The following is a 22,284-nucleotide window of genomic DNA, read 5'->3' on the forward strand; positions in this document are numbered from 1 at the left end:
GCGATTGTAAGTAATTACAATGCCTGAATACTGTTTTCGTCAATTTCGGCGCTAAATACTTGCTGAAATTGTACTATGTTTTCATCCGATGTGATCACATCGATTGCTTGTTGTTGACGTCCTGCATCTATTTTTTGCTGAATAAGATAAGGAGAATCAATAACTCCCTTAGCAAAATTAATACTTAACGACACGTTATGCTCATAAATACTCGACAATGCGGCATCTAATCTTTGGCGAAGCATCGGTGTATCTAAATGCTTTTGTGATTCATCAACGTCTATATGTAAGCTGTTGCCTTGCTTAGTAAATATTGAATGCAACGCAAATTGGCGCATACGACCACCCAGTCCCATACGTTTAATTAAATAAGCCCATTCATCTTGTTGATGTGCAAATCTAATTTCACTAATTGGACTTTGAAAATCATCAGGCACGGGAATGCTAATTTCCTCGGGCGCTGCTTCAGGTACTTTTTGAGGGTTTATTTGCTCAAGTAGCTCTGGCGCTAGATTTTCGGTAATTGTTTGATGCTTTTCTTTAAAATCAACTTTTCGTGCTGGTTTTGTATTAGCGTGACCATGTGCCTGGCTTTCGCTCCCTGTTAGTGGGAGCTCATGCTTTTTTTCACTTGCATCTGCACTATCATTCACCCAAGGTGGGGGATCGCTAGGTGCTACGTTTGTAACGCTGTTGAGCTCGTTTGTATTTTCAGCGGTACTATCTTGGTGAACAATTTGAGCTTTAGGCATTCTTGGCTGGTGTTCTGGCTTTTTAGCGGGTGCTTGGTTTGGCTGCGCTGCTACATTATTTGCAGAGGTGCTTGTACTCTTGCTTGATAACCTACCCGCACCGGATATGTTTCTATCACGTAAAATACGAGCAATGGCAGATTGCGCCTGCGCTTCTTGTTCAGCTATTGGCGTACTTGCATTGTGATTTGTTAAGGGCTTTGATTGAGGTTCTGAGTTTGCAGTAGGTGCAGGGTTAAAACCCTGATCTACAGCGCTACTCATTATATCGTCAAATTGCGAGGCCAGCGTTTGTTCAGCATCACTATGGAGCATATAAGCTTCATCTTCACTTTGTCGCTGGGCTTGAGCATCTGAAACAACATTGGTTTGTGGTTGCTCTTTAGCTAAAGCCTGTTGCTTTGAAGCGTTTTCACTTTGTTGAACCGGTTGCTCTACTGCAACTTGGGCAGGCTCATTATTACTTTGCACGACTTCATTATTTGATGACTGAGCGGCTGCGTTAGCTGAAGGCTCTATCTCAACGGCTTTAGGCTGCTCTGCATTGCTAACTGGCTTAATATTATTTACTGGAGCACTGCTTTGGCCAGCTACGGTGTTTTGCGATGTTTTATTTTTATTTAATATATCTCGCAGTGCATTTGCACGGCCTTGTTTATTTGGGGCCGGCTCTTCGTTTGCTGTGTGTACAGTTTGTTGCGCGTCTGTAGGCTTAAATGCTAATAATCTTAGCATAATCATTTCAAAACCTAAGCGAGGCTCTGGTGCCCATTGTAAATCTTTTTTACCATTTAACAGTAACTGATAATAAATTTGAATTTGTTGTGGGCTCGTATGTTGTGCAACATGAGCAATATAATCTACATTTTTTTCATCTAGCCCTGCCGCTTCAGGCACTAACTGGGTTAGTTGTGTTAAATGTGTAAGTGCAATTAAATCATCAAGCAATGCCACATAATTAGGATTACGACTTGCCACCTGCGCAATCTCATCCATTAACGCAGCGCCATCTTGTGCAAGTAATGCTGCAAGCAAGCTTTGGCTATAATGAGTATCCATTAAACCAAGCATTGTTTGTACTGCTTGATTATTAATATCACCATTTGTTTGCGCAATAGCTTGGTCGGTTAAGCTAAGTGCATCACGCATACTGCCATCAGCGGCTTTTGAAATAATGCTAAGTGCATCGGTATCAAAGCTAAGCTGCTCTTGAGTAAGTACGTGTTCAAGCTGTGTTTTAATTTCACTTTGCGACAAGGCATTTAAGTTAAATTGTAGACAGCGAGATAAAATAGTAACTGGTAATTTTTGAGGATCGGTGGTCGCCAATAAAAATTTCACATGCTCTGGTGGCTCTTCAAGCGTTTTTAAAAGCGCGTTAAAGCTGTGCTTAGAAAGCATGTGAACTTCATCGATTAGGTATACTTTATAACGTCCACGAGTTGGTGCATATTGAACGTTATCAAGTATTTCGCGAGTGTCTTCTACTTTTGTACGAGAAGCCGCATCTATTTCGAGTAGGTCAATGTAGCGCCCTGCTTCTATATCCAAACAGCTGCTACATTGTCCACACGGATTTGCAGATATACCTTCATCGCAATTTAAGCTTTTAGCAAAAATACGTGCAATGGTGGTTTTACCTACACCGCGGGTTCCAGTGAATAAATAAGCGTGATGCAGTCTATTTTGCGTAAGCGCATTTACAAGCGCTTGCTTAACATGAGACTGCCCAACCAATTCATGAAAGGTTTGAGGACGCCATTTTCTCGCTAGAACCTGATAACTCATCGATTACTCGCCTTCGAATTCAACCAATTTTAGGATTTTAATACCCATTTTTTTGATGCGCTGCTCGCCACCAAGTTCTGGTAGTGATACAACAAATGCTGCATCTGTGGCTTCGCCACCTAGTTTATTAACTAACTTAGCAGTGGCTTCAATTGTGCCACCAGTTGCTAATAAGTCATCAACTAGTAATACTTTGTCGCCAGGTACAATTGCATCTACATGCAGTTCTAGCGTGTCTTCACCGTACTCAAGTAAGTAATCTTGGCGAATAACTTCGCGTGGTAACTTACCTGGTTTACGTACTGGAATAAACGGAATGCCTAACGCATAAGACAATGGCGCACCAAAAATAAAACCACGTGATTCTGTGCCTATGATTTTAGTAAAGCCCTGATCTTTATATTCTGCGATAAACGCGTCAATAGTTGCTTTAAAGGCTTCTGGATTTGCCATTAAAGTGGTTACATCGCGAAACATAATGCCCGCTTTTGGATAATCAGCAATTGTAGTTATGCTGTTTTTGATAATTGCTGGTGTTACTTGAGTCATAATTTTAACTGCTCAATTGTTTATATTACAAAGCAGGTGATTATAACCTTAACTAACCTTTAATTGCGAGTTTGGCGTTATTATAAAAGAAGTATTAAATATGGACGGGGTAATTAAAATAAAGTGGTTCAAGGCTGAAGTTAGCAACAGCCTTCATAAACGCTATACATTTTACGTTAAGCTAGTGATCCAGCCTAATATTGCATTTAAACAACCAATCCCTGCAAATACAGCTAAAAAAGCAAGAAAGTAAGTAACGTTGAACGGATCTTTAAAGTCTTTATCATCTGACATTGGTACAACCTTTTATTAAGCACGGCAAATAAGGCTGCCATAATAGACGATGTAAAATCATCAATAAAGACCTTAGTCTTGATTTTTTGTCACAATTACTCCTCGTTCAACCATAGCATTAAGAGTAACCAGTGCACCTTGAGTAATTTGCTCTGCATTAAATTGTGGTGCATGAGCTAATACCTGTTGGCAGACGTTGTCAAATGTCGCGCCTTCGCTTGTCTCTATGATTGACAATAGCAAAGCTGTCATCGCATTCGTAGCCAGAAATTGAACGTCGTCATTTTCGTCTCTATATACAACAAAATAATTAGGCTGAGGTGATGGCTCTTTTGGTTTAAAGCGATTGCTAATATTTTGAACCGGAAATTGATAACTTAAATTTCTTGCCGTTTTCGATAAATATAAAGCTGAACTAGTGAGCGCTGTTGTTTGTAATTTTTTCTCTTGCTCATCTTCGTGTGCAATGGATACATCTAGCTCTACCCATTCATAATGGGCAAGCTCAAGCATAAACACGGGATCGTATTTTTTCATTTTATAATCACTTGATAAGTAATTAATAAACTCCCCTGCTATGTCTAAAAAGTACGGCGAATGACAATCATATTCGCTAAAAAACTGGCGTACGAGGGCTTGCCATTGCTTCTGGGTATATAACGTTTTTAATACCGGAAAACCTGATGATATAAAACCTTCAATGTTATTAAAAAATAGGTCGCGATAAATAGCCATACGCCTGTCTTCGATACCGCTGGGCTTTTTATTTTTTTGAGGCTCGCGAATATGCGCCATAAATTCGTTTTGTATTTCAATAAAGCTCATAACTAGGCACTCTTTTAATGTTGATAAAGGCTTATATTAAGCTCGTTGTTTTGAAACAGTTGAATCAAAGTGTTTAGCCTGTAGATCATGAATTATATCTAACTCTTTGGTTAAAACATTCATGGTAGGAATATTAAAATCGCGCTCAAGCAAGGTTGGAAATACGCCATGCACTTCGTATGCTTTATCGAGTAGCTCCCAAACAGGATCAATCACATCAGCGCCATGTGTATCAACAATTAAGTCATCAGCCTCATTATAATGGCCAGCAACATGCCCATAGGCTATACGATTAGAGGGTAACCCAGTTAAAAATGCTTGCGCGTTGTAGCCATGATTTATCGAATTAACATAAATGTTATTCACATCAAGTAAAAGCTTGCAGTCAGCTTGCTCTAAAATAATATTCGTAAATTCAAGCTCTGATAATTGCTGTCCAGGAGCACCATAATAGGAAACATTTTCTATCGCAATTTGCTGCTCTAGTATGTCTTGAACTTGTTTAATGCGAGGTACAACATGTGCTATGGCATCTTGTGTAAATGGAATGGGCATTAAGTCATACATATGCCCTGTACCGGAGCAGTAACTTAAGTGCTCACTAAAAATTTTTATATTGTGCTCTTCAAAAAACACTTTTAAAGACTTAACAAATTCAACATCAAGAGGTTCGGGAGAACCGATAGACAGTGATAATCCATGACACACAAAATTATTAGCATCGGTTAATGTTTTAAATTGCTTTTTAAAGCGTCCACCCAGTTTTAACCAGTTCTCTGGCGCAACTTCTAAAAAGTCTACTTGATTAGGTACATGCTCAAGCAGCTCATCAAGCATTTCTCGTCGTAGGCCAAGGCCCACCATCCCAAAATCTTTACTTTGAGTTTGTATCATAACTACCTCTAACTTAACAAAAAAGGGCCTTAGGGCCCTTTTAGCATAACTTATTTAGAATAAGATATTAACGGCCACCACATTTACCTTCGCCGCACTTACCTTCTTTTTTAGTTTTTTTAGCGTCGCCGCCACATTTACCTTCACCACATTTGCCTTCTGTTTTAGCTTTTGCGTCTTTTGCATCGCCGCCACACTTACCTTCGCCGCATTTACCTTCTTTTTTATCTTTTGCGTCGCCACCACATTTGCCTTCGCCGCATTTACCTTCTTTTTTACCTTTTGCATCGCCGCCACATTTGCCTTCGCCGCATTTGCCTTCTTTTTTATCTTTTGCGTCGCCACCACATTTGCCTTCGCCGCATTTACCTTCTTTTTTATCTTTTGCGTCACCGCCACATTTGCCTTCTTTTTTATCTTTTGCGTCGCCACCACATTTGCCTTCGCCGCATTTACCTTCTTTTTTATCTTTTGCGTCACCGCCACATTTGCCTTCACCGCACTTACCTTCTGCAGCATCTAATTGGTAACCTGTTACTAGTTGTTGAAACTCAAATGGGTTAGCTTGTACATCTGCAGATACAAAACTTGCAGAGCCAACTACTACTGCACCTAAAGTTAACGCGATTGTATTTTTTTTAACTGTATTCATTTTATGACTCTCTTTAATCAAGGATTGTAAATCTCAGCAATAAAAATGTATTTTTAAATTGCTTGTATGCTTAAGTAGACCCGTACAAAAATAAAAACTTTCATTTATTTTCATAATATTTACTTTTGCAATTTATACATCAAATATGGGCGGTAATTACAGATTTATCAATGTGTGATTTACAGGTAAACTATGCCCCCAGTTTTTTATCAAAATTAATCTCTTTATGAAACTTGTTTTAGCACCTATGGAAGGTGTCGTTGATTTTAAAATGCGCCAATTACTCACAGACATTGGTGGGTTCGATTTGTGCGTTACAGAGTTTGTAAGAGTGGTTGAAACATGCTTACCTGACAAAGTTTTTCATCGATTTTGCCCTGAACTACATAATAATGGATTTACACGAGCAGGTACTCCTGTGCGTGTTCAATTACTCGGTCAAGAAGCAAATCCGTTAGCCGAAAATGCAATAAGAGCAATCGCATTAGGGTCCCATGGGGTCGACCTAAATTTTGGTTGCCCAGCAAAAACAGTTAATCGTAGCCGAGGGGGGGCTGTACTGCTTAAAGACCCTGACCATATGTATACGATTATTAAAGCAGTCCGAGATGCTGTAGATGATAAACATGAAGTAAGTGCAAAAATTCGCTTAGGCTTTGATGATGACAGTAACAGCCAAGAAATTGTTGATGCTGTGGTAAGTGCAGGTGCAAATAGTGTAGCTATTCACGCCAGAACCAAACGAGATGGTTATAACCCGCCAGCTTATTGGGAAAAAATTCCACCAATAATAAAAGGTAAGAATATTGCAGTTGTTGCCAATGGTGAAATTTGGCAAGTAGAGGACGCAATGCTTTGTCAAAAACGAAGTGGGTGCACTGATTTAATGCTTGGTCGTGGCGCCCTTTCGCACCCTGATTTAGCAAAAAAAATTAAAGCTCATGTAAATAATGAGCAATATGATAGCCTTGAGTGGGAGCATATTATTTATCACTTAATTCACTCAGCTATTCATCAAGACCCCGCGAAGGATGAAAAATACTTTGCTTCACGTACTAAACAATGGCTTGGTTATCTAAAACGCCAGTACCCGCAAGCTATCGATTTGTTTGATGAAATCAGACGTTTAAAAAGTAAAGAAGATGTGGCGAGCGTATTAAATAAATATGCCAAAGCACCTCAACTTGATTCAAATCATAACGACCAACTTAAAGACTCTAGATAATATCAGAATAACGTAAAGCCCATTTAATAAGGTTGTACTGATAATGCATCATCAAAAAAGACTTAACGATGAAATAGCACAAGTTAAATTAAATATATTAACCATGCTTTCTAAATCAGCTTACCCTGCACATCACCATTTAATACAAATTTTAGCTGATACAGCAAATAATGAATGGTTAGACTGCGCAGCAGAGAAGTTAGGCCCTGAGTATGCACTTTTAATCAGTCGCATGACCAAACTAGAAGCCGCACTAAGTCAAATAGAAATTGGCCAGTATGGCTACTGCTGTGATTGTGAAGAAAAAATATCAGCTAAGTCACTTGAACTAGACCCCGCAACTCAACGGTGTACAAAGTGCGCACAATAAGCGCACTTTCAAATCATTATATAATGTGTTGTATAAAGCTAAATGATTGCCCTGGGTAGAGAATTATATCTTCAACCAAGTACTGGGCCTCTTCTGGACTCATTTGTAGGCGCTTTATAAGGTTTACCTTTGCTTGAGGCAAAGTCCACGCATGGTAGTGAATACCTATATCTGATTCCATCATCGCAAGCATCAATGTTTTATCTTTATGAGACATATCCATAGCGATCGCCATTGCAGGTAAGTCTTGATAGTTAGCCTGCCAATCTAAGCCTTCTATTAATTTTTCATCAGATAAATACTGAACTAAAAACGATTTTTGGTGAGAAGTTGGCAGCTTACTGTCGAATGCAACACGATCTAATACTTTTATTTTTTCGTTTAAAAGAGTAACCCATTCTAACGGTGAATGTACTTCGCCACTAAAGTAATTAAGTTTGCTCTGATACCACTGAGTGCCATTTGGCAGACCTCTTAGACCCACACTTCCTCTTGGCTTATAACTAGCTAAATAATCGCTAAAAGCTCTTATATGGCTTTTAAGCGCTGGTTGAACATGGTTACTTGCTATCGCACTTAATACATAGCTTTGTAACAATGTAAGTTCAACCTTGTTCAGCTTTAAATTGCTTTGTTGAGCACTGTCTAGGGTATCTTGGGTTAACTTGAGCCAAGTAATAACATTATCCGGTGTGTTTTTTGAGCCTTCAAAAGCGAGCATGTTTTCTAAAACATTTACTTGGGCTGGCCAATTAAAGTAGCGTTCAGGGAAACGCTCTGCAATTACCAAATAGTTTACTTGCGCAATTTGATTTAGATTAAGCTCCATACCCATTAGGCTCTGATAAATAGTATGGCGTTTTGTTAAGTAAGCATCAGAGAAAACCAATTGATCTTTTTCAATGTTATTGCCTTTAGTAGCACCTGTTTGTACAAGCGCCATGTTTAAAGCTTTTAAAGCGACTTGTGCGTCCTCAAACGACTCATAAGGTTGAGGCTGCTTTGAACATGCAGCTAAAAATAGGCACAGTAGTGATGATAAAAAGAGCTTTTTATACATAGTAGTTCCAATAAAAAAAGCCCCAGAGGGGCTTTTTATAAGTTGCTTAAGCTAATTAAAATTAAATTTTAACACCGTTGCGAGCGGCTTTATCTTTAATATATGTAGACCAACCTTTTGCAAACTTACGTGTGCGAGGGTCATCCATAGCTTTAGTAATTGCAGCATATGCTTGCTTATACTTACCTTGGTAGTAATACGCTTCAGCTAAATCTGAATAAATTGTGCCTTTTTTGTCAGAGCCAAGCTCTAATGCTTTGTTCAAGCGAACAATAGCAGCACTGAATTTTTCAGATTGTAAAAGTAATGAACCTGCTTTGCGGTAAAGCTCAGCGTCGTCATCAAATTTAGCAGCATCTTCGTAGTACTTAGCAGCTTTTTCTAAATCTTTAGAACGATGGTAATTACTCGCAATCGCGCTAACATTCTGCTTTGTACGTTCTACTTTTTCACTCTTAATGGCCTTTTCTAGCGTTACAGCTGCTTTATAAGGGATCTCATTTAGAGAGTAAAAGTTAGATAAGACTTTATACTCAACTTCATTTTCAAAGTAACCATTCTTGTATGCAACTTCCATAGTTGCTAAACCTTTAGAATAATCTTCAGTTTGTAGGTAATACTTACCTAAGCTAACCCAAGCTTTTTTATCATCAGGCCATACACGAACAATTTCTTCGCCAATTTTAACCATGTTTGCATAATCTTTAAGCTCAAAGTATGCGCCAAGTTTTAATTGGTAAGGGCCTTTGTTAGGCTCTTTTTGAAGTTTTATTGCCTTATCTGCTGGTTCAAAAACATCACGGTATTGCTCTAACTGATAGTTAGCTTGAGCAATACGTGTATAAACCGTAGGGTCCTCTTCACCGGTAAAGTCCATCCAAGCTACATATGCTTTTTTAGCTTCTTGGAACTTTTCTGTACCAGCGTATAAGTCACCTAACAACTTAAGAGTTTGTTCTTGATCAGCAAAGTTTAAAACATCAGGTGCAACGGCTTGCTTAGAGTACTTGATCGCTTCGTCATACTTTTCTTTTTGAGCGTACATGCTACCTAAGTAACGATTTACGGTCGCTTTATCAAAGTCATTCGAAGGCTCGATTTCTCTAAGCAAAACAATTGCTTCATCAACTTTTTCTTCGTTGTACAAATCAAATGCTTTAATTACTTTTTTACCAGTACGCTCGCCCATGATTTTAGTTTTTGCTTTTTTACGCTCTTCAATCTTTGCGTAATCCGGCGCTGCTAAAACAGATGCACTTAAAGTAGCACCCGACACAGACATAAGAATTGCAAGAGCAGTTACTTTAGAAAAATTTCTCATTACTCGCCTCCTTAGTTGCCTTGGTTAAGTTTAAAGTCTAATTGAACTTGTAAACCTGGTTGTTTCTGTGGTTTTCCGTCAATGATCTTAGGACGGTACTTCCACTTACGCAGTGCACGTTTAGCTTCACGGTCAAAGATACGTTTCGGTTCTGCGTCAATTACTTCAACGTCAGTTACTCCACCTAGCTCATCAATTGTGAATGAAAGTTGAACCCAACCTTCTTTACCATCACGTGCTGCTTGCGTTGGATATTTTGGTTCTATACGAACGATAGGTGTCGCATCACCATCTCGTCCAAATGCACCAGGACCACTTAGTCCACCTGCCGAACTACCAACATCAATGCTTCCCATATTAAATGACATAGCACCAGGATTTGGATTATTATTTTCCGGCTGTGGCGGCTGCGGTTTAGGCGGCTGCTTTGGCGGTGGCGGAGGAGGAGGCGGTACACGCTTCCTCTCCTGCACCTTAGATTCAGGCGGATTCGTCATTATTTCGACTATGATCTGCTCTTTTTGTTCCGTATTACGGTCAGCCCCACCAGAGATGAGGAATGCCATGAAGTAGAACAAGCCGAAAGTAACTGCCCCACCTGCAATCAGTGAAAACAGAAAACGAATCATTACTGATCTCCAGCTATTGAAATTCTCAGGTTATCACCCGTCGCTTTAATCTGGTCCATAACTTTAACCACTACGCCGTGTTTTGCTTCTTTATCAGCTTGCAAAATTACAACTTCAGTAGGTTGTTCTGCTAATAAACTTTCGATTTTTGCTGAAATACGTTCAACATCAACCTGCTGTTTATCAATCCAGATCTCGCCGTTACTACGAATAGCAATAAAAATGTTAGCATTTTTTTGCTTAGTAGCTTGAGCCGCTTTAGGTTTATTGACCTCGATACCAGCCTCTTTAACGAACGATGTAGTTACGATAAAGAAAATAAGCATGATAAATACGATGTCAAGCATTGGCGTCATATCAACCGCTGCTTCTTCTTCTTCACGAAAACGTTGTTTACGTGCCATATTTAATTCTCTCTCTAGTGATGAGGCATACTATCAATAAGTTTGGCTTTCACCATTTTAGCTTTTGTCTCAAGACGTGAGCTAAAAAATACTCCAGATAATGCCGCAACCATTCCAGCCATTGTTGGGATTGTTGCCATTGAAATACCTGATGCCATTAAACGTGCGTTACCCGTACCCTGGTTGGCCATGGTTTCAAAAACCGAGATCATACCAGTAACAGTACCAAGTAAGCCTATTAAAGGACAAACAGCTACTAATGTCTTAATCAACAACATACGCTGATCTAATTTTTCAGACGCTTCAGAAATCCATGCTTCACGGATTCTGTGTGCGTACCAAGACGTAGTGTCTTGGCGGGCATCCCACTTTGCTACAATTTCTTTCGCTGTGCGAGGAAATTCTGCAAGTAGGAACCAATAGCGCTCAATCATTAAAACCCACATAAGAAAGAGTGCTATCGCGACCACGTATAAAACCTGGCCGCCTGTGCCAACAAAATCCCTGATAGATTCCCATATCTCCATCAGGACTAGCATTAGGCTTTCTCCTTCTCCGCGTGAGTAGCAACGATACCCGCGCTTTGCTCATCAAGGATGTGTAATACCGACTTACTACGACCAGCTACAAGAGCATGAAGTAGAATTAGTGGTAATGCAGCAATTAGACCTAGCGCTGTAGTTACAAGTGCTAGAGAGATGTTACCTGCCATGATCTTCGGATCACCCGTACCGAACAATGTGATTGTTTGGAACGTTAAGATCATACCGATTACTGTACCTAGTAGACCTAGTAACGGTGCGATTGCAGCAAGAATCTTAATTATATTGATACCAGCTTCAATGCGTGGCGTTTCACGTAGAATCGCTTCATCAAGTTTAAGCTCAAGGTTTTCAACATCTTGGTTCTTGTTGTCATGGTACACTTTAAGAATACGACCCAGTGGGTTATTTGTATTCGGTGTAGCAACATTTTTAAGCTGGCTCTTAATCTTACTAGTAGTAAGTGTAAGGTCAACAAAGCGGATTAGAGTAATTAGCATACCTAGGCCAAGTAAAGCCGTGATGATATAACCAACTACGCCACCTTGATGGAAGTATTCCATAAGGGTCGCTTTTTGAGTGTTGATACGTAAGATAGCACCACGAGTCGGATCTATGTAAACACCAGCGTAGTTATCTGGTGATGTATTTTCTAGAGCCGTGATACCGTCTAAGATATAACCGTCTGGTTGCTTACCTAGAGGCTGGATAGACTTAGTCTCTGGTGAATAAATTAAGTAACCATCGTCTGTAACTAAGTTAAAGTTACCGATACGTGTTACTTTTTTCATTGACGGGTTACCGTCAAGACCAGCAACTTCAGTTTCAAAAGTTGAAACTTTAGCTGATTCTGTCATTTCAGTTTGAAGTGAAATCCAAAGTTCTTCAAGTTCGCGAACTGTAGGAAGTTCTTTAGCAGCTGCTAACGAACGTAAGATTTCAGCACGACCTGGTTTTTCAGCACTAACTAGTGACGCTTCGATAGAACCGATAGCATCTTGAGCTGCACGACGTACAACACCAAACATCTCACCTAAAGTACCTTGGGCACTTTGAAGAGCTGCTTCTTTTTCAGCTAGCGTATTTTCGTTTTGTGCATATTGCTTAGCTAAGCTTTCACCACGAGACTTCTCAGAAGCAAGTTGGCTTTTAGCTTTGTTAAGTAATGCTTGCTTGTCAGCACGTTCTGATAAGAACTCTTGCTCACGTTGCTTATTGATTTTACCTTCAGAGATACGCTCTTGCTTTACTTGCTCAAGAATTTTATCTAGAGCTCCAGTATTTGCATGTGCATTAAGCGCGGTACCTGCAGAAACAGTTAGTACTGCTGCAACAGCAAAACCTTTAAATAGTTTCTTCATTATTGATTACTCCGCGCCAAAGATAGGTAGTTTAACAAGTTCTAATGTCGCTTGCTTACGCGCCATACGAATAACTTCTTTAACAGGTTTTAGGTATTCTTCGCCTAATTCTTTCCACTGTTTAGTGTTGTTATCCCACACCCAAGCATGTTTCAAGTCAAAAGACTGAGCAACGTAAGTGATACGACCTAACTGACCGATATCAACGTTAATGCTTTTACCATCAACTTCTAGAGTACCTTGTGAAGCAGATACAAGAGAGCTGTATGCTGTTTCAATAGTGTAAGCTTCAAGTACTTGACGGAATTTTTCAGACGTCGTTACAGACGCAGAAACCATGATCTCACGTAGTCTTTCAACACGTCCTAAACGCGTTTCAAGATTAAATGGAACGTCCGCTTTGATGAATTGCTCAAGCGTATCGATCATGCGATACATCAAAGGCACAACGTTTTGTTTAGTGTTATCAATAGTCGCGATTTGACGATCAAACGATTCAATTGAAGCGTTTTGGCTATCAACCAAGCGCGACACGTGATCGTTATACACTTTCATAAGTTCAGTCTCATCAACAACGCTACGGTACTCAGCGATTAGCTCCTGAGTTTGACCATATACATTGTCAATTTTAGTTTGAGACTTAACCGCAGCCTTTTGAATTTGTTGACCTGCTTTTTGCACGTCATTCAAAGGATCTGCAATCACATTGCTGCTTGCAAATGCAAATGCGCCAACCAACGCAGTTGCTACAAGACTCTTTCTGATTTTAACAGACATAGTTCCCAACCAATTAAGTAATGTTACTTTTATAATTTAATTATCCTCCGAGGAGAACAACCCTGATATCTTTTAATAGATATCAACCTTCCAATAATGCTAAATGCAATTAGCGCTGTCAACTTGATGTTTACTAATCTCAGTAAATAAATAGCTAAGTTAATGCTTAAACGAAAGTACCAGCCCACAACGGTTAACATTATTGCAACGAAGCTTTTTCTTAATATTTCTATTAAAGCCTTTTAAGGGGTGTATTTATTCGCATTGCACTGACATAAAACAACATTATTGCAACATTTAGCTAAAGCTGAATTCGCACTGAAAAAAAACTAAAAAAAATATAAATTGATATAACAAAAGTTATTTTTTACACGATTTTATCGTGTTATATCGCCTCAGTTACACTTCATCTGAAAAAACAAACCATTTGTCGCACAAAAAAACAACACTGGATAATATTTAATATCGGATACTCACGCTTTATATACGTTACTTTTAAAACTATTTTAAAACGTGTTTTTCCATAAATAGTAATAATAAACTCAACAATGCATTTCTTTTAGCAGCATAAAAGCTTTTGATAATTAAACAGGTTGTATTTACCGCTTTAAAGTATTCTTTAATACTATTTTAACGTTAAGGTTAATTCAGTAATTAAGTTAATCATGAAGAGTTACCCTACTTTATTAGTAATACACTATAAATGAAGCTTTACGTTCACATAATAAAGTAATAGAAGCACCTAGAAGCCTTTATCAATGAGTAGCCTTCGTCACACAGAGTAAGCTTGAAACAGAATTTGCATGGATTGATATTGAGCATCGATTTTATTTAAGCTGGTATCAGGCCCATTGAATAAATTCTTATGAATGGTTTTTAAAAGTATTAGAGGATTGTTTTGTCCGTTAGATTATTAGTTGTTTAGCTTTGCAAAGATAGAATGTTTGAGTAGTTTTTTAGATTTAAAAAAAAGGAGAATTTGAGGTATTAAAATAAATAGATTTAAGAAAGGGGAATTATGGTGAAACAGAAACCTGCTTCACCAAGATGAACTAGAGTTCACATAATAAATTATGCTGCTTCTACGTTCTCAGCTTCAGGGCCTTTTTGACCTTGTTTGATGCTGAATGTCACTGCTTGACCTTCGCTAAGAGTGCGAAAACCAGAACCAGTGATTGCGCTGAAATGTACAAACACGTCAGGACCATTTTCTTGTTCAATGAAACCAAAGCCTTTAGCTTCGTTGAAAAACTTTACTTTACCAGTAACCGACATACTAAATTTTCCTGTAAGTCAATAATTAAAATTCAGCCATATTATTATGGCAATATCCTCCCTGAGTCAATGCTCAAAAATATGGAGGTACAGTACAGGAACAAGTAATAACCTAACCGGTAACCTTAAACGCAGCACAATATCCGTAAATTCAATACATAAAAACTCAAAGCAAGGTAAGATTAACACATTATATTTTTTTTCGCTCTATTAATTAGGAATTATTTCTTAAAAATATAAATTTGTTTTAAATCGCCTTTAACTGACTAATTTACAAGCAAAAAACTATAAGTATTATTGTAATATTTATTGCTGTAAGCGAGATCAAAAGCCACCTACAACCACCCTGTCGTCGAATTACGCTTCAATAATATCAAAAGCACAAACAAAAAAGCCGCATTAAAAATTAAGCGGCTTTAGATTTAAATATATTATTGGTTATTCGACAGACCAATCCATTGTATTTTCAGCCTTTATAGGCACAACTTCAGAGTCGCCCAATGTATAACTTGCAGGTACTTTCCACGGCTTTCTTTGTAATGTAATTGTATCTGTATTACGCGGCAATTCGTAAAAATCAGGGCCAAAGTGGCTTGCAAACCCTTCAAGCATGTCCAAAGCTCCTGCATCCTCAAATGCTTCAGCATATAATTCAATAGCGGCATGAGCCGTGTATGCACCAGCACACCCACAGGCTGCTTCTTTTTTATCTTTATAATGTGGTGCAGAGTCAGTTCCTAAGAAGAATTTTTTATTTCCACTTATTGCTGCAGCCATTAATGCTTGCTGGTGAATGTTACGCTTGAGAATTGGCAAACAGTAATAATGTGGGCGAATTCCACCCGCTAACATATGATTGCGGTTATAAAGCAAGTGATGCGCTGTAATTGTTGCCGCTACATTGCTAGGTGCATTAACTACAAACTCTACTGCATCTTTAGTCGTAATATGCTCGAGTACAATTTTAAGCTCAGGAAAGTCATTTACTACATCTCCTAAAATTGTATCCAGAAATACTTTTTCACGGTCAAAAATATCAATCGACGAATCTGTCACTTCCCCATGCACTAACAGCAACATGCCTACTTCTTGCATTGCTTTTAAAACTGGATAAATATTTTTTACTGATGTAACACCCGAGTCAGAATTAGTGGTAGCGCCAGCAGGGTAAAGCTTAGCTGCTACTATTTTACCTGTCGCTTTAGCTTTTATTATTTCATCTGGTGTAGTTTTATCCGTGAGATACAAAACCATTAATGGCTCAAAGTTGCCTTGTGGATTTGCAGACATAATGCGTTCTCTGTACGACAATGCCGTATCTGTGCACGTTGCTGGCGGAACAAGGTTTGGCATAACAATAGCGCGGCCCATGTATCTGCTAATATCCCGTACAGTGTCTTTTAACTGGTCACCATCACGTAAATGTACATGCCAGTCATCAGGGCGAGTGATAGTAAGGGTTGTTACAGAGTTTGTATTATTACTTGTCATTACTTTGTTCCACGGCTGAATTTATCCGATCATAGGCATATGATGTTTTCGAGTAAAGATTTTATTAAAAATAAAGTTTTTATATGGATAAAATTACTGAGGTACTATTTAAAAGCACAATGAGCAAATTCAATGCTATTAGCTTATTGTAATGATTTATGATTAATTAAAACTCGCTATATTAAAACTTTACAGAGTATTGAAACCACTCATCGCTTTAATTTGTACAAAAACCCAAGATTAGGTTAACTTAACTGTGAATTTAAAAATAACAAGAATAATATAAATTGCCTATGTCTTATAAAACTGATGCGACTAGAGCGCTTGAGATAAAAACTGATCAACTAAGTATCATTAATCAATTTTCATCTAGTCTATTGCAACTCGATACATTAGAAGAATTGTTTGAGTATGTTACAACACACGTTGTAAATCGCTTAGGGTTTGTTGATTGTGTCATATATCTAGCTGACAATAATGCAAATACATTAAACCAAGTTGCATCAATGGGTATTGCACACGCGCGGGACAAATATCAAGCGGAACGTAAAATAATACGTTTTAGTGAAGGTATAACGGGCGCTGTTGCAACGACCGGAAAAGCGGTAATTATTAACGATGTAACGAAAGACAGCCGTTATATCGCTGATGAACGCCCTGCTCAATCAGAACTATGTGTTCCCCTTATATATAAAGAACAAGTTTTAGGTGTTATTGATTGTGAGCACCCAATCAAAGGTTATTTTACCAATGCACACCTTGAAATTCTTACAACAGTTGCTCACTTACTCAGTGCCAAGATTAACCAGGTTAATACAGTAAACAACTTACAAAAAACAGTTGAGCAACTCAACAATGCACAAAAATTAGAAAACAGCTTATTACAAATAGCTAACCTAACTTACAAAGCGAGTGACCTAGATACATTTTTTAAAGCCTTGCATTCAATCATAAATAACTTACTTCGAGCCGATAACTTTTTTATCGCTCTATACGACAAAAAAATAGATATACTTGACCTCGTTTACATAGTCGAAGAAGGCATAAACACTAAAACTCATCAAAAAATATCTAAAGAACAACTTAAAGATACCGCTTCATATTACCTTCTAAAAACAGAGCAAACCCTATTACTTAACAAAGATGCCTTTCAAAGTCACATTAATAACGGTGATTTTAAAATGGTAGGTCGGCAATCTGAGTCTTGGTTAGGTGTTCCATTTCAAACAAGTGATCGTATAAGCGGGGTTATTGTTGTACAAAGTTACGATAAAACACTGCATTACAACGAACACGATAGTGCTCTTCTAACGTATGTAAGTCGCCAAATAAGTATGGCAATTGATAGGCAATTAGCCCGCCAAGAACTTGAGCACAAAGCATTACATGACGAGCTTACAGGCCTTGCTAACCGCTCACTACTTATTGAACGTATAAAACATGCTATTTTACGTTTAACGCGTGCTAAAAAGAGTACTAGCCATGCCCTGTTGTATCTAGACTTTGACCGTTTTAAAAGTATTAATGATTCGCTCGGGCATGAAGTTGGGGACCACTTCCTTATAAAAATATGCGACTTGATTAAAGGTACAGTACGAAGCACGGATACATTTGCACGTTTAGGCGGCGATGAATTTGCAATTTTTATGGAAAACATCACGCATAAAAACCAAGTTAATGAAGCTTTAAACCGCATTAAAAACGCATTATCAAAACCTTTAAATATAGATAACCACTTACTCCAAGCATCAACGAGTATTGGGGTTGCCTATACAGATAACGTAAACGACAAAGCTTATATATTACTGCAACAAGCCGATGCCGCTATGTATGAAGCTAAGTCAACCGGACGTGGTCAGGTAAAGTTTTTTAATAACACGATGCGTAAAAAACTTAAAACCCATGCCGATATAGAAAACGACTTACAACACGGTATTGAACACAACGAGTTTGAACTTTATTTTCAACCAATTTTCACAATTACTACCAGTGAAGTTATCGGCTTTGAAGCACTTGTTCGTTGGCATCACCCTACAAAAGGGTTTGTACCCCCTAATGACTTTATACCGATAGCTGAAACTACAGGGCAAATTATAAATCTTGATTTACATTTACTTGATTTGGCGGCCCAGCATATTTCAAATTGGCACCAACAAGGCCATCGCTTTTTAAAAGTCACCGTTAATGTATCGTCACGACACTTTGCAAGCCTCGATTTTGTAGCGCAAATACATTCCATTTATAATAGGTACCAATTACCTCTTGGTTCTTTATGCTTAGAAATTACCGAATCTGGCTTAATAGAAAATCTAGAACTCGCCACTCAAATAATTGAAGGTCTTTCACCTTTAAAAGTAAAATTATGTCTTGATGATTTTGGAACAGGTTATTCAGCACTAGGCTACTTGCACCAACTGCCTATTCATATTTTAAAAATAGATAAAAGCTTTATTGACCATCTACAGGATTCTACTAACCCACTTGTTGAAGCCATTTTATCACTTGCGCAATCATTAAAACTTGAAGTTGTAGCTGAAGGAATAGAAACAGTTGAGCAATTAACTATTTTGCAATCCACCGCGTGCGACTATGGTCAAGGCTTTTTAAAATCAAAACCTGTTACTGCCAAAGAAGCCATATTACTAATTAATAAACCCTTATAAAAAGAGCCAGCGAGTAGGTCGCTGGCTTAGGTATTACGCATATACTCTCCCATTGAGCTAAACTTGAGCTATAAGGCAAAACGACTCTATTTTTTAAAGCACAATCTAAAGTAAGCATTCAACAAACCTCACCTCATACCGTTATCAGCATGGTTAAAACTCACGCTGAGCTAAAACGCACAGCAATCGTTATATTTAAAATACAACATGAAGCAAACTCATCTAAAACTCATCAAACCAGTTTTCAAATGACTTTTATCATTACTAACTCTAATATTTTCACGATTCATAGCGATAAACTGCAATAAAACGCATAATTTTAGCCATCTAGACGTTGAAACGTTTTTTATATAGGCGTAGTATGTAATTAATCTGAGCTGAACTCACTTTTCCCATGAGAATTTTTAAAGATGATTGGTATTAAACATTTAAAAACCATAGCAACCCTAAAAGAAACAGGATCTTTGGTTAATACAGCACGAGAGTTATTTTTGACACAGTCTGCTTTATCTCATCAAATCAAAGATTTAGAGAATAAATTGGATTGCCAATTATTTGAGCGTAAAACTCAACCAGTCCGCTTTACCCCTCAGGGAATGCTATTACTTGAATTAGCTCACGAAATATTGCCAAAAATGGAAGCGACTAAATGTCGTTTAAAAGAAAGCTTAAACCAGCCTATTTCTCAACTACGTTTGAGCGTGGAATGCCATGCATGTTTTCATTGGTTATTACCTACTATTAAAGAATTTAATAACTTTTGGCCTGATATAAAAATTGATTATGAACGTGGCTTTAGTTACGACGCTATTCCTGACTTACTAAGCGATGAGCTCGATTTAGTTTTAACGTCTGATATACGCGAACCCGACACATTAGAATACGCGCACTTATTTGATTTTAAATTGAAGCTTATTGTGGCGCCGGATCATGAACTTGCTAAAAAAGCGTATGTAACAGCGCTTGATTTAAAAAACGAAACTATTATTTCATACCCTATCCCGCGTGAACGCCAAGATATATTTAAGCATTTCATTCAAAATGCTCGTTTTGACGGTACACTAAAAACGGTTGACCAAGGACTACTTATTTTTCAACTAGTAAGTGCTGGCATGGGCGTTGCTGCTTTGCCCGATTGGCTAGTTACACCTTATGAAAGCCAAGGCTTAATTAAATCAATTCCTTTAGGCGCTCTTGGTCTTACTCGCCCTATGTATTTAGCGATGAAAAAAGACATGAAAGATAACCCTGTTTATCGTCACTTTTTAAATACCTGTAAGCTAAATAACGGTCGATAATCATCAATATAATAAGTAATATCGCTGTAATTAACTCTACAGCGTTTAACTCTTATGTTTGTTATTAAAAAAATGATTGGTGGTTTACTTATGCCACTGCCTCTATTTGGTTTATTTGCGTGTCTGATGCTCCTACTGGCATTTAAAGGCCGCAAATCAGCTCTCTTTTTGTCTACTTTAAGTTTAATTGTATTACTTGCATTGAGCACACCCTTTATCGCCAATTTAATTATCCAAAATAATGAACCTGCGTCGCTTGCATTTAATACTCTAAAGCATCCAAAAATAGACAAAATAGTTGTACTAGGTTGCGATATAAACCCAAATCCTGCAATCAGTGCTAATAATCAATTAGGTAATTGTGCGCTAACGCGCTTGGTAGAAGGTGTAAAACTGGCAAAGCACTACCCTAACGCAGAGCTTATAGTTTCAGGCGGGGGTTATAAAAATACCACTAATAGCGGGCTTATGTATCAAACGGCAATTAGTTTAGGCGTTAATAAGAGCCGTATTTTCCAAAATCCAAAAGCAATGGACACAGGTGAAGAAGCTAAATTACTGGCATCAAAATTAGTCGACTTTAAAGTTGCACTAGTAACATCTGTACTGCACATGCCCCGTGCCAAAGACTTATTTAATGCTCAAGGTATTGAAGTCATAACCGCAGCCACTGATTATCATAATTTTGCTGCACTTCCATGGAGCAAGCAGTTTATTCCCAATGCTCATGCCTTACTTGTGGTTACGCAATACAGTCACGAAGTAGTAGGAAATATATGGATAAGTTTGCGCCGCTGGATAGATCCAGAGGCGCTGTAACTTATATAGCCTAATTAAACTGGGTTATCTATGTCTATAAATGTCACATCAAAACCATGCTCTTGAGCAAGTAACTCACCTAGTGCTTTTACACCATAGCGCTCTGTTGCATGATGCCCGGCTGCAAAAAAATCAATGTTTTGTTCACGAGAACTATGAATTGTCTGCTCCGATGCTTCACCCGTTAAATAAGCATCAATGCCTTGCTCTGCTGCTAAGTCAATATATCCTTGCCCACCACCAGTACACAGTGCAATGGTTTCTATTTTAGCTGAACGTACTAAGCTTGTGAGCGGGGTTCGATTAAGCACTTTTGCAATTTTATCTGCAAAATCTTCACCACTTAATGGTGTTTTTAAACGTCCTTTCATTGCTACGCTATTTGAAGTTGGCTCTAGCCCTGTTTCAATTTCAATATCTAATAACTTTGCAAGTTGTGCGTTATTGCCAACTGTTGGATGAATATCGAGTGGTAAGTGATAGCCGAATAAATTAATATCGTTTGCTAGTAGTGCGCCTATACGACGCTTTTTCATACCCGTTATTGGTTGAGATTCCCCTTTCCAAAAAAAACCATGATGAACCAAAATAGCATCTGCTTGTTGCTCAATGGCAGCTTCTATTAAAGCTTGACTTGCGGTTACACCCGTCACAATTTTTTTAATTTCGTTTTTACCTTCGACCTGTAAGCCATTTGGGCAAAAATCTTTTATTAAATGAGGTTTCAAAATGTCATTTAGGAGTTGGTTAAATTCTCTACGTTGCATACAACTTACCTTACTTAGCACTGAATTTTGTGCAAATTTTGGCGTTTATAGGCCTAAAATGGAAGGAAAATCGCAAAAAATTGAAAAACTGTTTTAAAATAGGTATAAATACCTCTTCTTTATCTGTGTTCACAACGTATAGGGTCTCTGATGAGCAAACTAGACAAAACAGAAGTGTTATCTGCCTTTGAAGCAGCGTACGAAACTGCCAATGGTAAAAAACCTGAAATCACAACCAAACCTGGTTGGTACAGCATTGATGGCGGTAAAAATTTACGCCTAGCTGACGTAGCAGAGCTTACTAAAAAATTAAACTCTGGTAAAACAACTAAAACGAAAAAACCAAAAGCAGCTGCTCCTGTTAAAGCACAGAAAAAAGCGCCATTCACTGTTGTTACCGAAAATGAAGAAGGTTACACAGCGGAAGAACTTTGGATTGTAATTTTAGCTCGTAAAGATCATGACTGTCGCTTACCGCGCGGTGTTGTTTAATCAACATTTATGATTTTTAAAAGAAACCGCGTTAAG

Annotated in this window: 22 protein-coding genes; 6 read left to right on the forward strand and 16 right to left on the reverse strand. The window is 38.1% G+C overall.

The genetic code is table 11. The features are described 5' to 3' along the window. Positions 1-14: 14 nt before the first annotated feature. The 6 genes from dnaX to L652_RS0122965 form a co-directional block, all read right to left on the reverse strand. Complete coding sequence (dnaX, locus tag L652_RS0122940; RefSeq protein ID WP_024596354.1) at positions 15-2,540, reverse strand: DNA polymerase III subunit gamma/tau; 2,526 nt, start codon at positions 2,538-2,540, stop codon at positions 15-17. 3 nt (positions 2,541-2,543) lie between these two features. Next, positions 2,544-3,089, reverse strand: coding sequence for an adenine phosphoribosyltransferase (gene apt, locus L652_RS0122945; RefSeq protein WP_002962303.1), 546 nt, complete (start codon positions 3,087-3,089; stop codon positions 2,544-2,546). 171 nt (positions 3,090-3,260) lie between these two features. Then, a complete protein-coding gene (locus tag L652_RS1000000125650; RefSeq protein WP_259398718.1) occupies positions 3,261-3,383 on the reverse strand; it encodes a hypothetical protein in 123 nt (40 codons plus the stop codon). Positions 3,384-3,455: 72 nt separating this feature from the next. Beyond that, the gene (locus L652_RS0122955) at positions 3,456-4,208 is read right to left on the reverse strand and encodes a putative DNA-binding domain-containing protein (protein ID WP_024596353.1); all 753 of its coding nucleotides are present in this window, start codon (positions 4,206-4,208) and stop codon (positions 3,456-3,458) included. Between the two features lie 36 nt (positions 4,209-4,244). Continuing rightward, positions 4,245-5,102 carry a DUF692 domain-containing protein gene (locus L652_RS0122960; protein WP_024596352.1) on the reverse strand — a complete coding sequence of 286 codons (858 nt, stop codon included), beginning with the start codon at positions 5,100-5,102 and terminating at the stop codon, positions 4,245-4,247. A gap of 67 nt (positions 5,103-5,169) precedes the next feature. Beyond that, complete coding sequence (locus tag L652_RS0122965; RefSeq protein WP_024603665.1) at positions 5,170-5,754, reverse strand: hypothetical protein; 585 nt, start codon at positions 5,752-5,754, stop codon at positions 5,170-5,172. Positions 5,755-5,980: 226 nt separating this feature from the next. Here L652_RS0122965 and L652_RS0122970 point away from each other — a divergent pair, with 226 nt between their 5' ends. Beyond that, complete coding sequence (locus L652_RS0122970; protein ID WP_024596350.1) at positions 5,981-6,979, forward strand: tRNA-dihydrouridine synthase; 999 nt, start codon at positions 5,981-5,983, stop codon at positions 6,977-6,979. A 43-nt stretch (positions 6,980-7,022) separates the two neighbouring features. Further along, positions 7,023-7,349: a hypothetical protein gene (locus L652_RS0122975; protein WP_024603666.1), complete on the forward strand. Its 327-nt coding sequence runs from the start codon at positions 7,023-7,025 to the stop codon at positions 7,347-7,349. 16 nt (positions 7,350-7,365) lie between these two features. Here L652_RS0122975 and L652_RS0122980 read toward each other — a convergent pair whose 3' ends face one another. The 9 genes from L652_RS0122980 to pyrC form a co-directional block, all read right to left on the reverse strand. Beyond that, positions 7,366-8,409 carry a hypothetical protein gene (locus L652_RS0122980; RefSeq protein ID WP_024596349.1) on the reverse strand — a complete coding sequence of 348 codons (1,044 nt, stop codon included), beginning with the start codon at positions 8,407-8,409 and terminating at the stop codon, positions 7,366-7,368. Positions 8,410-8,470: 61 nt separating this feature from the next. After that, a complete protein-coding gene (locus L652_RS0122985) occupies positions 8,471-9,730 on the reverse strand; it encodes a tetratricopeptide repeat protein (protein WP_002961712.1) in 1,260 nt (419 codons plus the stop codon). 11 nt (positions 9,731-9,741) lie between these two features. Beyond that, a complete protein-coding gene (locus L652_RS0122990) occupies positions 9,742-10,359 on the reverse strand; it encodes an energy transducer TonB (RefSeq protein WP_024603667.1) in 618 nt (205 codons plus the stop codon). Next, positions 10,359-10,763 carry a biopolymer transporter ExbD gene (locus L652_RS0122995; RefSeq protein ID WP_002961710.1) on the reverse strand — a complete coding sequence of 135 codons (405 nt, stop codon included), beginning with the start codon at positions 10,761-10,763 and terminating at the stop codon, positions 10,359-10,361. Before L652_RS0122995 ends, L652_RS0122990 begins: the two co-directional genes overlap by 1 nt. Positions 10,764-10,777: 14 nt before the next feature. Continuing rightward, complete coding sequence (locus tag L652_RS0123000) at positions 10,778-11,302, reverse strand: MotA/TolQ/ExbB proton channel family protein (RefSeq protein WP_002961709.1); 525 nt, start codon at positions 11,300-11,302, stop codon at positions 10,778-10,780. Beyond that, positions 11,302-12,666, reverse strand: coding sequence for a MotA/TolQ/ExbB proton channel family protein (locus L652_RS0123005; RefSeq protein ID WP_002961707.1), 1,365 nt, complete (start codon positions 12,664-12,666; stop codon positions 11,302-11,304). Before L652_RS0123005 ends, L652_RS0123000 begins: the two co-directional genes overlap by 1 nt. Positions 12,667-12,672: 6 nt before the next feature. Beyond that, positions 12,673-13,443 (reverse strand): DUF3450 domain-containing protein, encoded by a 771-nt coding sequence (locus L652_RS0123010; protein ID WP_024590812.1) that lies wholly within the window; start codon positions 13,441-13,443, stop codon positions 12,673-12,675. A gap of 1,071 nt (positions 13,444-14,514) precedes the next feature. Beyond that, a complete protein-coding gene (locus tag L652_RS0123015) occupies positions 14,515-14,718 on the reverse strand; it encodes a cold-shock protein (RefSeq protein WP_002961702.1) in 204 nt (67 codons plus the stop codon). 438 nt (positions 14,719-15,156) lie between these two features. Then, positions 15,157-16,209 carry a dihydroorotase gene (pyrC, locus tag L652_RS0123020; protein WP_024595527.1) on the reverse strand — a complete coding sequence of 351 codons (1,053 nt, stop codon included), beginning with the start codon at positions 16,207-16,209 and terminating at the stop codon, positions 15,157-15,159. A gap of 293 nt (positions 16,210-16,502) precedes the next feature. Here pyrC and L652_RS0123025 point away from each other — a divergent pair, with 293 nt between their 5' ends. The 3 genes from L652_RS0123025 to L652_RS0123040 all read left to right on the forward strand — a co-directional run bounded on the left by L652_RS0123025 (position 16,503) and on the right by L652_RS0123040 (position 20,989). Beyond that, on the forward strand, positions 16,503-18,872 hold the full coding sequence (locus L652_RS0123025; RefSeq protein WP_024595526.1) for an EAL domain-containing protein: 2,370 nt from the start codon (positions 16,503-16,505) through the stop codon (positions 18,870-18,872). Positions 18,873-19,282: 410 nt separating this feature from the next. Beyond that, positions 19,283-20,170: a LysR family transcriptional regulator gene (locus L652_RS0123035; RefSeq protein WP_002961689.1), complete on the forward strand. Its 888-nt coding sequence runs from the start codon at positions 19,283-19,285 to the stop codon at positions 20,168-20,170. Between the two features lie 54 nt (positions 20,171-20,224). Next, on the forward strand, positions 20,225-20,989 hold the full coding sequence (locus tag L652_RS0123040; RefSeq protein ID WP_024595525.1) for an ElyC/SanA/YdcF family protein: 765 nt from the start codon (positions 20,225-20,227) through the stop codon (positions 20,987-20,989). Positions 20,990-21,003: 14 nt separating this feature from the next. On the opposite strand, the gene L652_RS0123045 is transcribed toward L652_RS0123040, so the two are convergent. Beyond that, positions 21,004-21,756 carry a Nif3-like dinuclear metal center hexameric protein gene (locus tag L652_RS0123045; RefSeq protein WP_024595524.1) on the reverse strand — a complete coding sequence of 251 codons (753 nt, stop codon included), beginning with the start codon at positions 21,754-21,756 and terminating at the stop codon, positions 21,004-21,006. A gap of 150 nt (positions 21,757-21,906) precedes the next feature. Here L652_RS0123045 and L652_RS0123050 point away from each other — a divergent pair, with 150 nt between their 5' ends. Next, positions 21,907-22,248: a hypothetical protein gene (locus L652_RS0123050; RefSeq protein ID WP_002961684.1), complete on the forward strand. Its 342-nt coding sequence runs from the start codon at positions 21,907-21,909 to the stop codon at positions 22,246-22,248. Positions 22,249-22,284 lie beyond the last annotated feature (36 nt).

Source organism: Pseudoalteromonas sp. TB25 (genome assembly GCF_000497995.1).
Classification (GTDB): Bacteria; Pseudomonadota; Gammaproteobacteria; order Enterobacterales; family Alteromonadaceae; genus Pseudoalteromonas; species Pseudoalteromonas distincta.

What these genes read in the sequence shown, in the direction of transcription:
- L652_RS0123005 (WP_002961707.1), bottom strand. Translation starts at nt 12,666, where the DNA reads ATGAAGAAACTATTTAAAGGTTTTGCTGTTGCAGCAGTACTAACTGTT.
- L652_RS0122980 (WP_024596349.1), bottom strand. Translation starts at nt 8,409, where the DNA reads ATGTATAAAAAGCTCTTTTTATCATCACTACTGTGCCTATTTTTAGCT.
- L652_RS0123000 (WP_002961709.1), bottom strand. Translation starts at nt 11,302, where the DNA reads ATGCTAGTCCTGATGGAGATATGGGAATCTATCAGGGATTTTGTTGGC.
- L652_RS0122975 (WP_024603666.1), top strand. Translation starts at nt 7,023, where the DNA reads ATGCATCATCAAAAAAGACTTAACGATGAAATAGCACAAGTTAAATTA.
- L652_RS0123050 (WP_002961684.1), top strand. Translation starts at nt 21,907, where the DNA reads ATGAGCAAACTAGACAAAACAGAAGTGTTATCTGCCTTTGAAGCAGCG.
- L652_RS0122985 (WP_002961712.1), bottom strand. Translation starts at nt 9,730, where the DNA reads ATGAGAAATTTTTCTAAAGTAACTGCTCTTGCAATTCTTATGTCTGTG.
- L652_RS0122965 (WP_024603665.1), bottom strand. Translation starts at nt 5,754, where the DNA reads ATGAATACAGTTAAAAAAAATACAATCGCGTTAACTTTAGGTGCAGTA.
- apt (WP_002962303.1), bottom strand. Translation starts at nt 3,089, where the DNA reads ATGACTCAAGTAACACCAGCAATTATCAAAAACAGCATAACTACAATT.
- L652_RS0122955 (WP_024596353.1), bottom strand. Translation starts at nt 4,208, where the DNA reads ATGAGCTTTATTGAAATACAAAACGAATTTATGGCGCATATTCGCGAG.
- L652_RS0122995 (WP_002961710.1), bottom strand. Translation starts at nt 10,763, where the DNA reads ATGGCACGTAAACAACGTTTTCGTGAAGAAGAAGAAGCAGCGGTTGAT.
- L652_RS0123045 (WP_024595524.1), bottom strand. Translation starts at nt 21,756, where the DNA reads ATGCAACGTAGAGAATTTAACCAACTCCTAAATGACATTTTGAAACCT.
- L652_RS0123025 (WP_024595526.1), top strand. Translation starts at nt 16,503, where the DNA reads ATGTCTTATAAAACTGATGCGACTAGAGCGCTTGAGATAAAAACTGAT.
- L652_RS0123015 (WP_002961702.1), bottom strand. Translation starts at nt 14,718, where the DNA reads ATGTCGGTTACTGGTAAAGTAAAGTTTTTCAACGAAGCTAAAGGCTTT.
- L652_RS0122960 (WP_024596352.1), bottom strand. Translation starts at nt 5,102, where the DNA reads ATGATACAAACTCAAAGTAAAGATTTTGGGATGGTGGGCCTTGGCCTA.
- L652_RS0123035 (WP_002961689.1), top strand. Translation starts at nt 19,283, where the DNA reads ATGATTGGTATTAAACATTTAAAAACCATAGCAACCCTAAAAGAAACA.
- L652_RS0123010 (WP_024590812.1), bottom strand. Translation starts at nt 13,443, where the DNA reads ATGTCTGTTAAAATCAGAAAGAGTCTTGTAGCAACTGCGTTGGTTGGC.
- pyrC (WP_024595527.1), bottom strand. Translation starts at nt 16,209, where the DNA reads ATGACAAGTAATAATACAAACTCTGTAACAACCCTTACTATCACTCGC.
- L652_RS1000000125650 (WP_259398718.1), bottom strand. Translation starts at nt 3,383, where the DNA reads ATGTCAGATGATAAAGACTTTAAAGATCCGTTCAACGTTACTTACTTT.
- L652_RS0122970 (WP_024596350.1), top strand. Translation starts at nt 5,981, where the DNA reads ATGAAACTTGTTTTAGCACCTATGGAAGGTGTCGTTGATTTTAAAATG.
- dnaX (WP_024596354.1), bottom strand. Translation starts at nt 2,540, where the DNA reads ATGAGTTATCAGGTTCTAGCGAGAAAATGGCGTCCTCAAACCTTTCAT.
- L652_RS0123040 (WP_024595525.1), top strand. Translation starts at nt 20,225, where the DNA reads ATGTTTGTTATTAAAAAAATGATTGGTGGTTTACTTATGCCACTGCCT.
- L652_RS0122990 (WP_024603667.1), bottom strand. Translation starts at nt 10,359, where the DNA reads ATGATTCGTTTTCTGTTTTCACTGATTGCAGGTGGGGCAGTTACTTTC.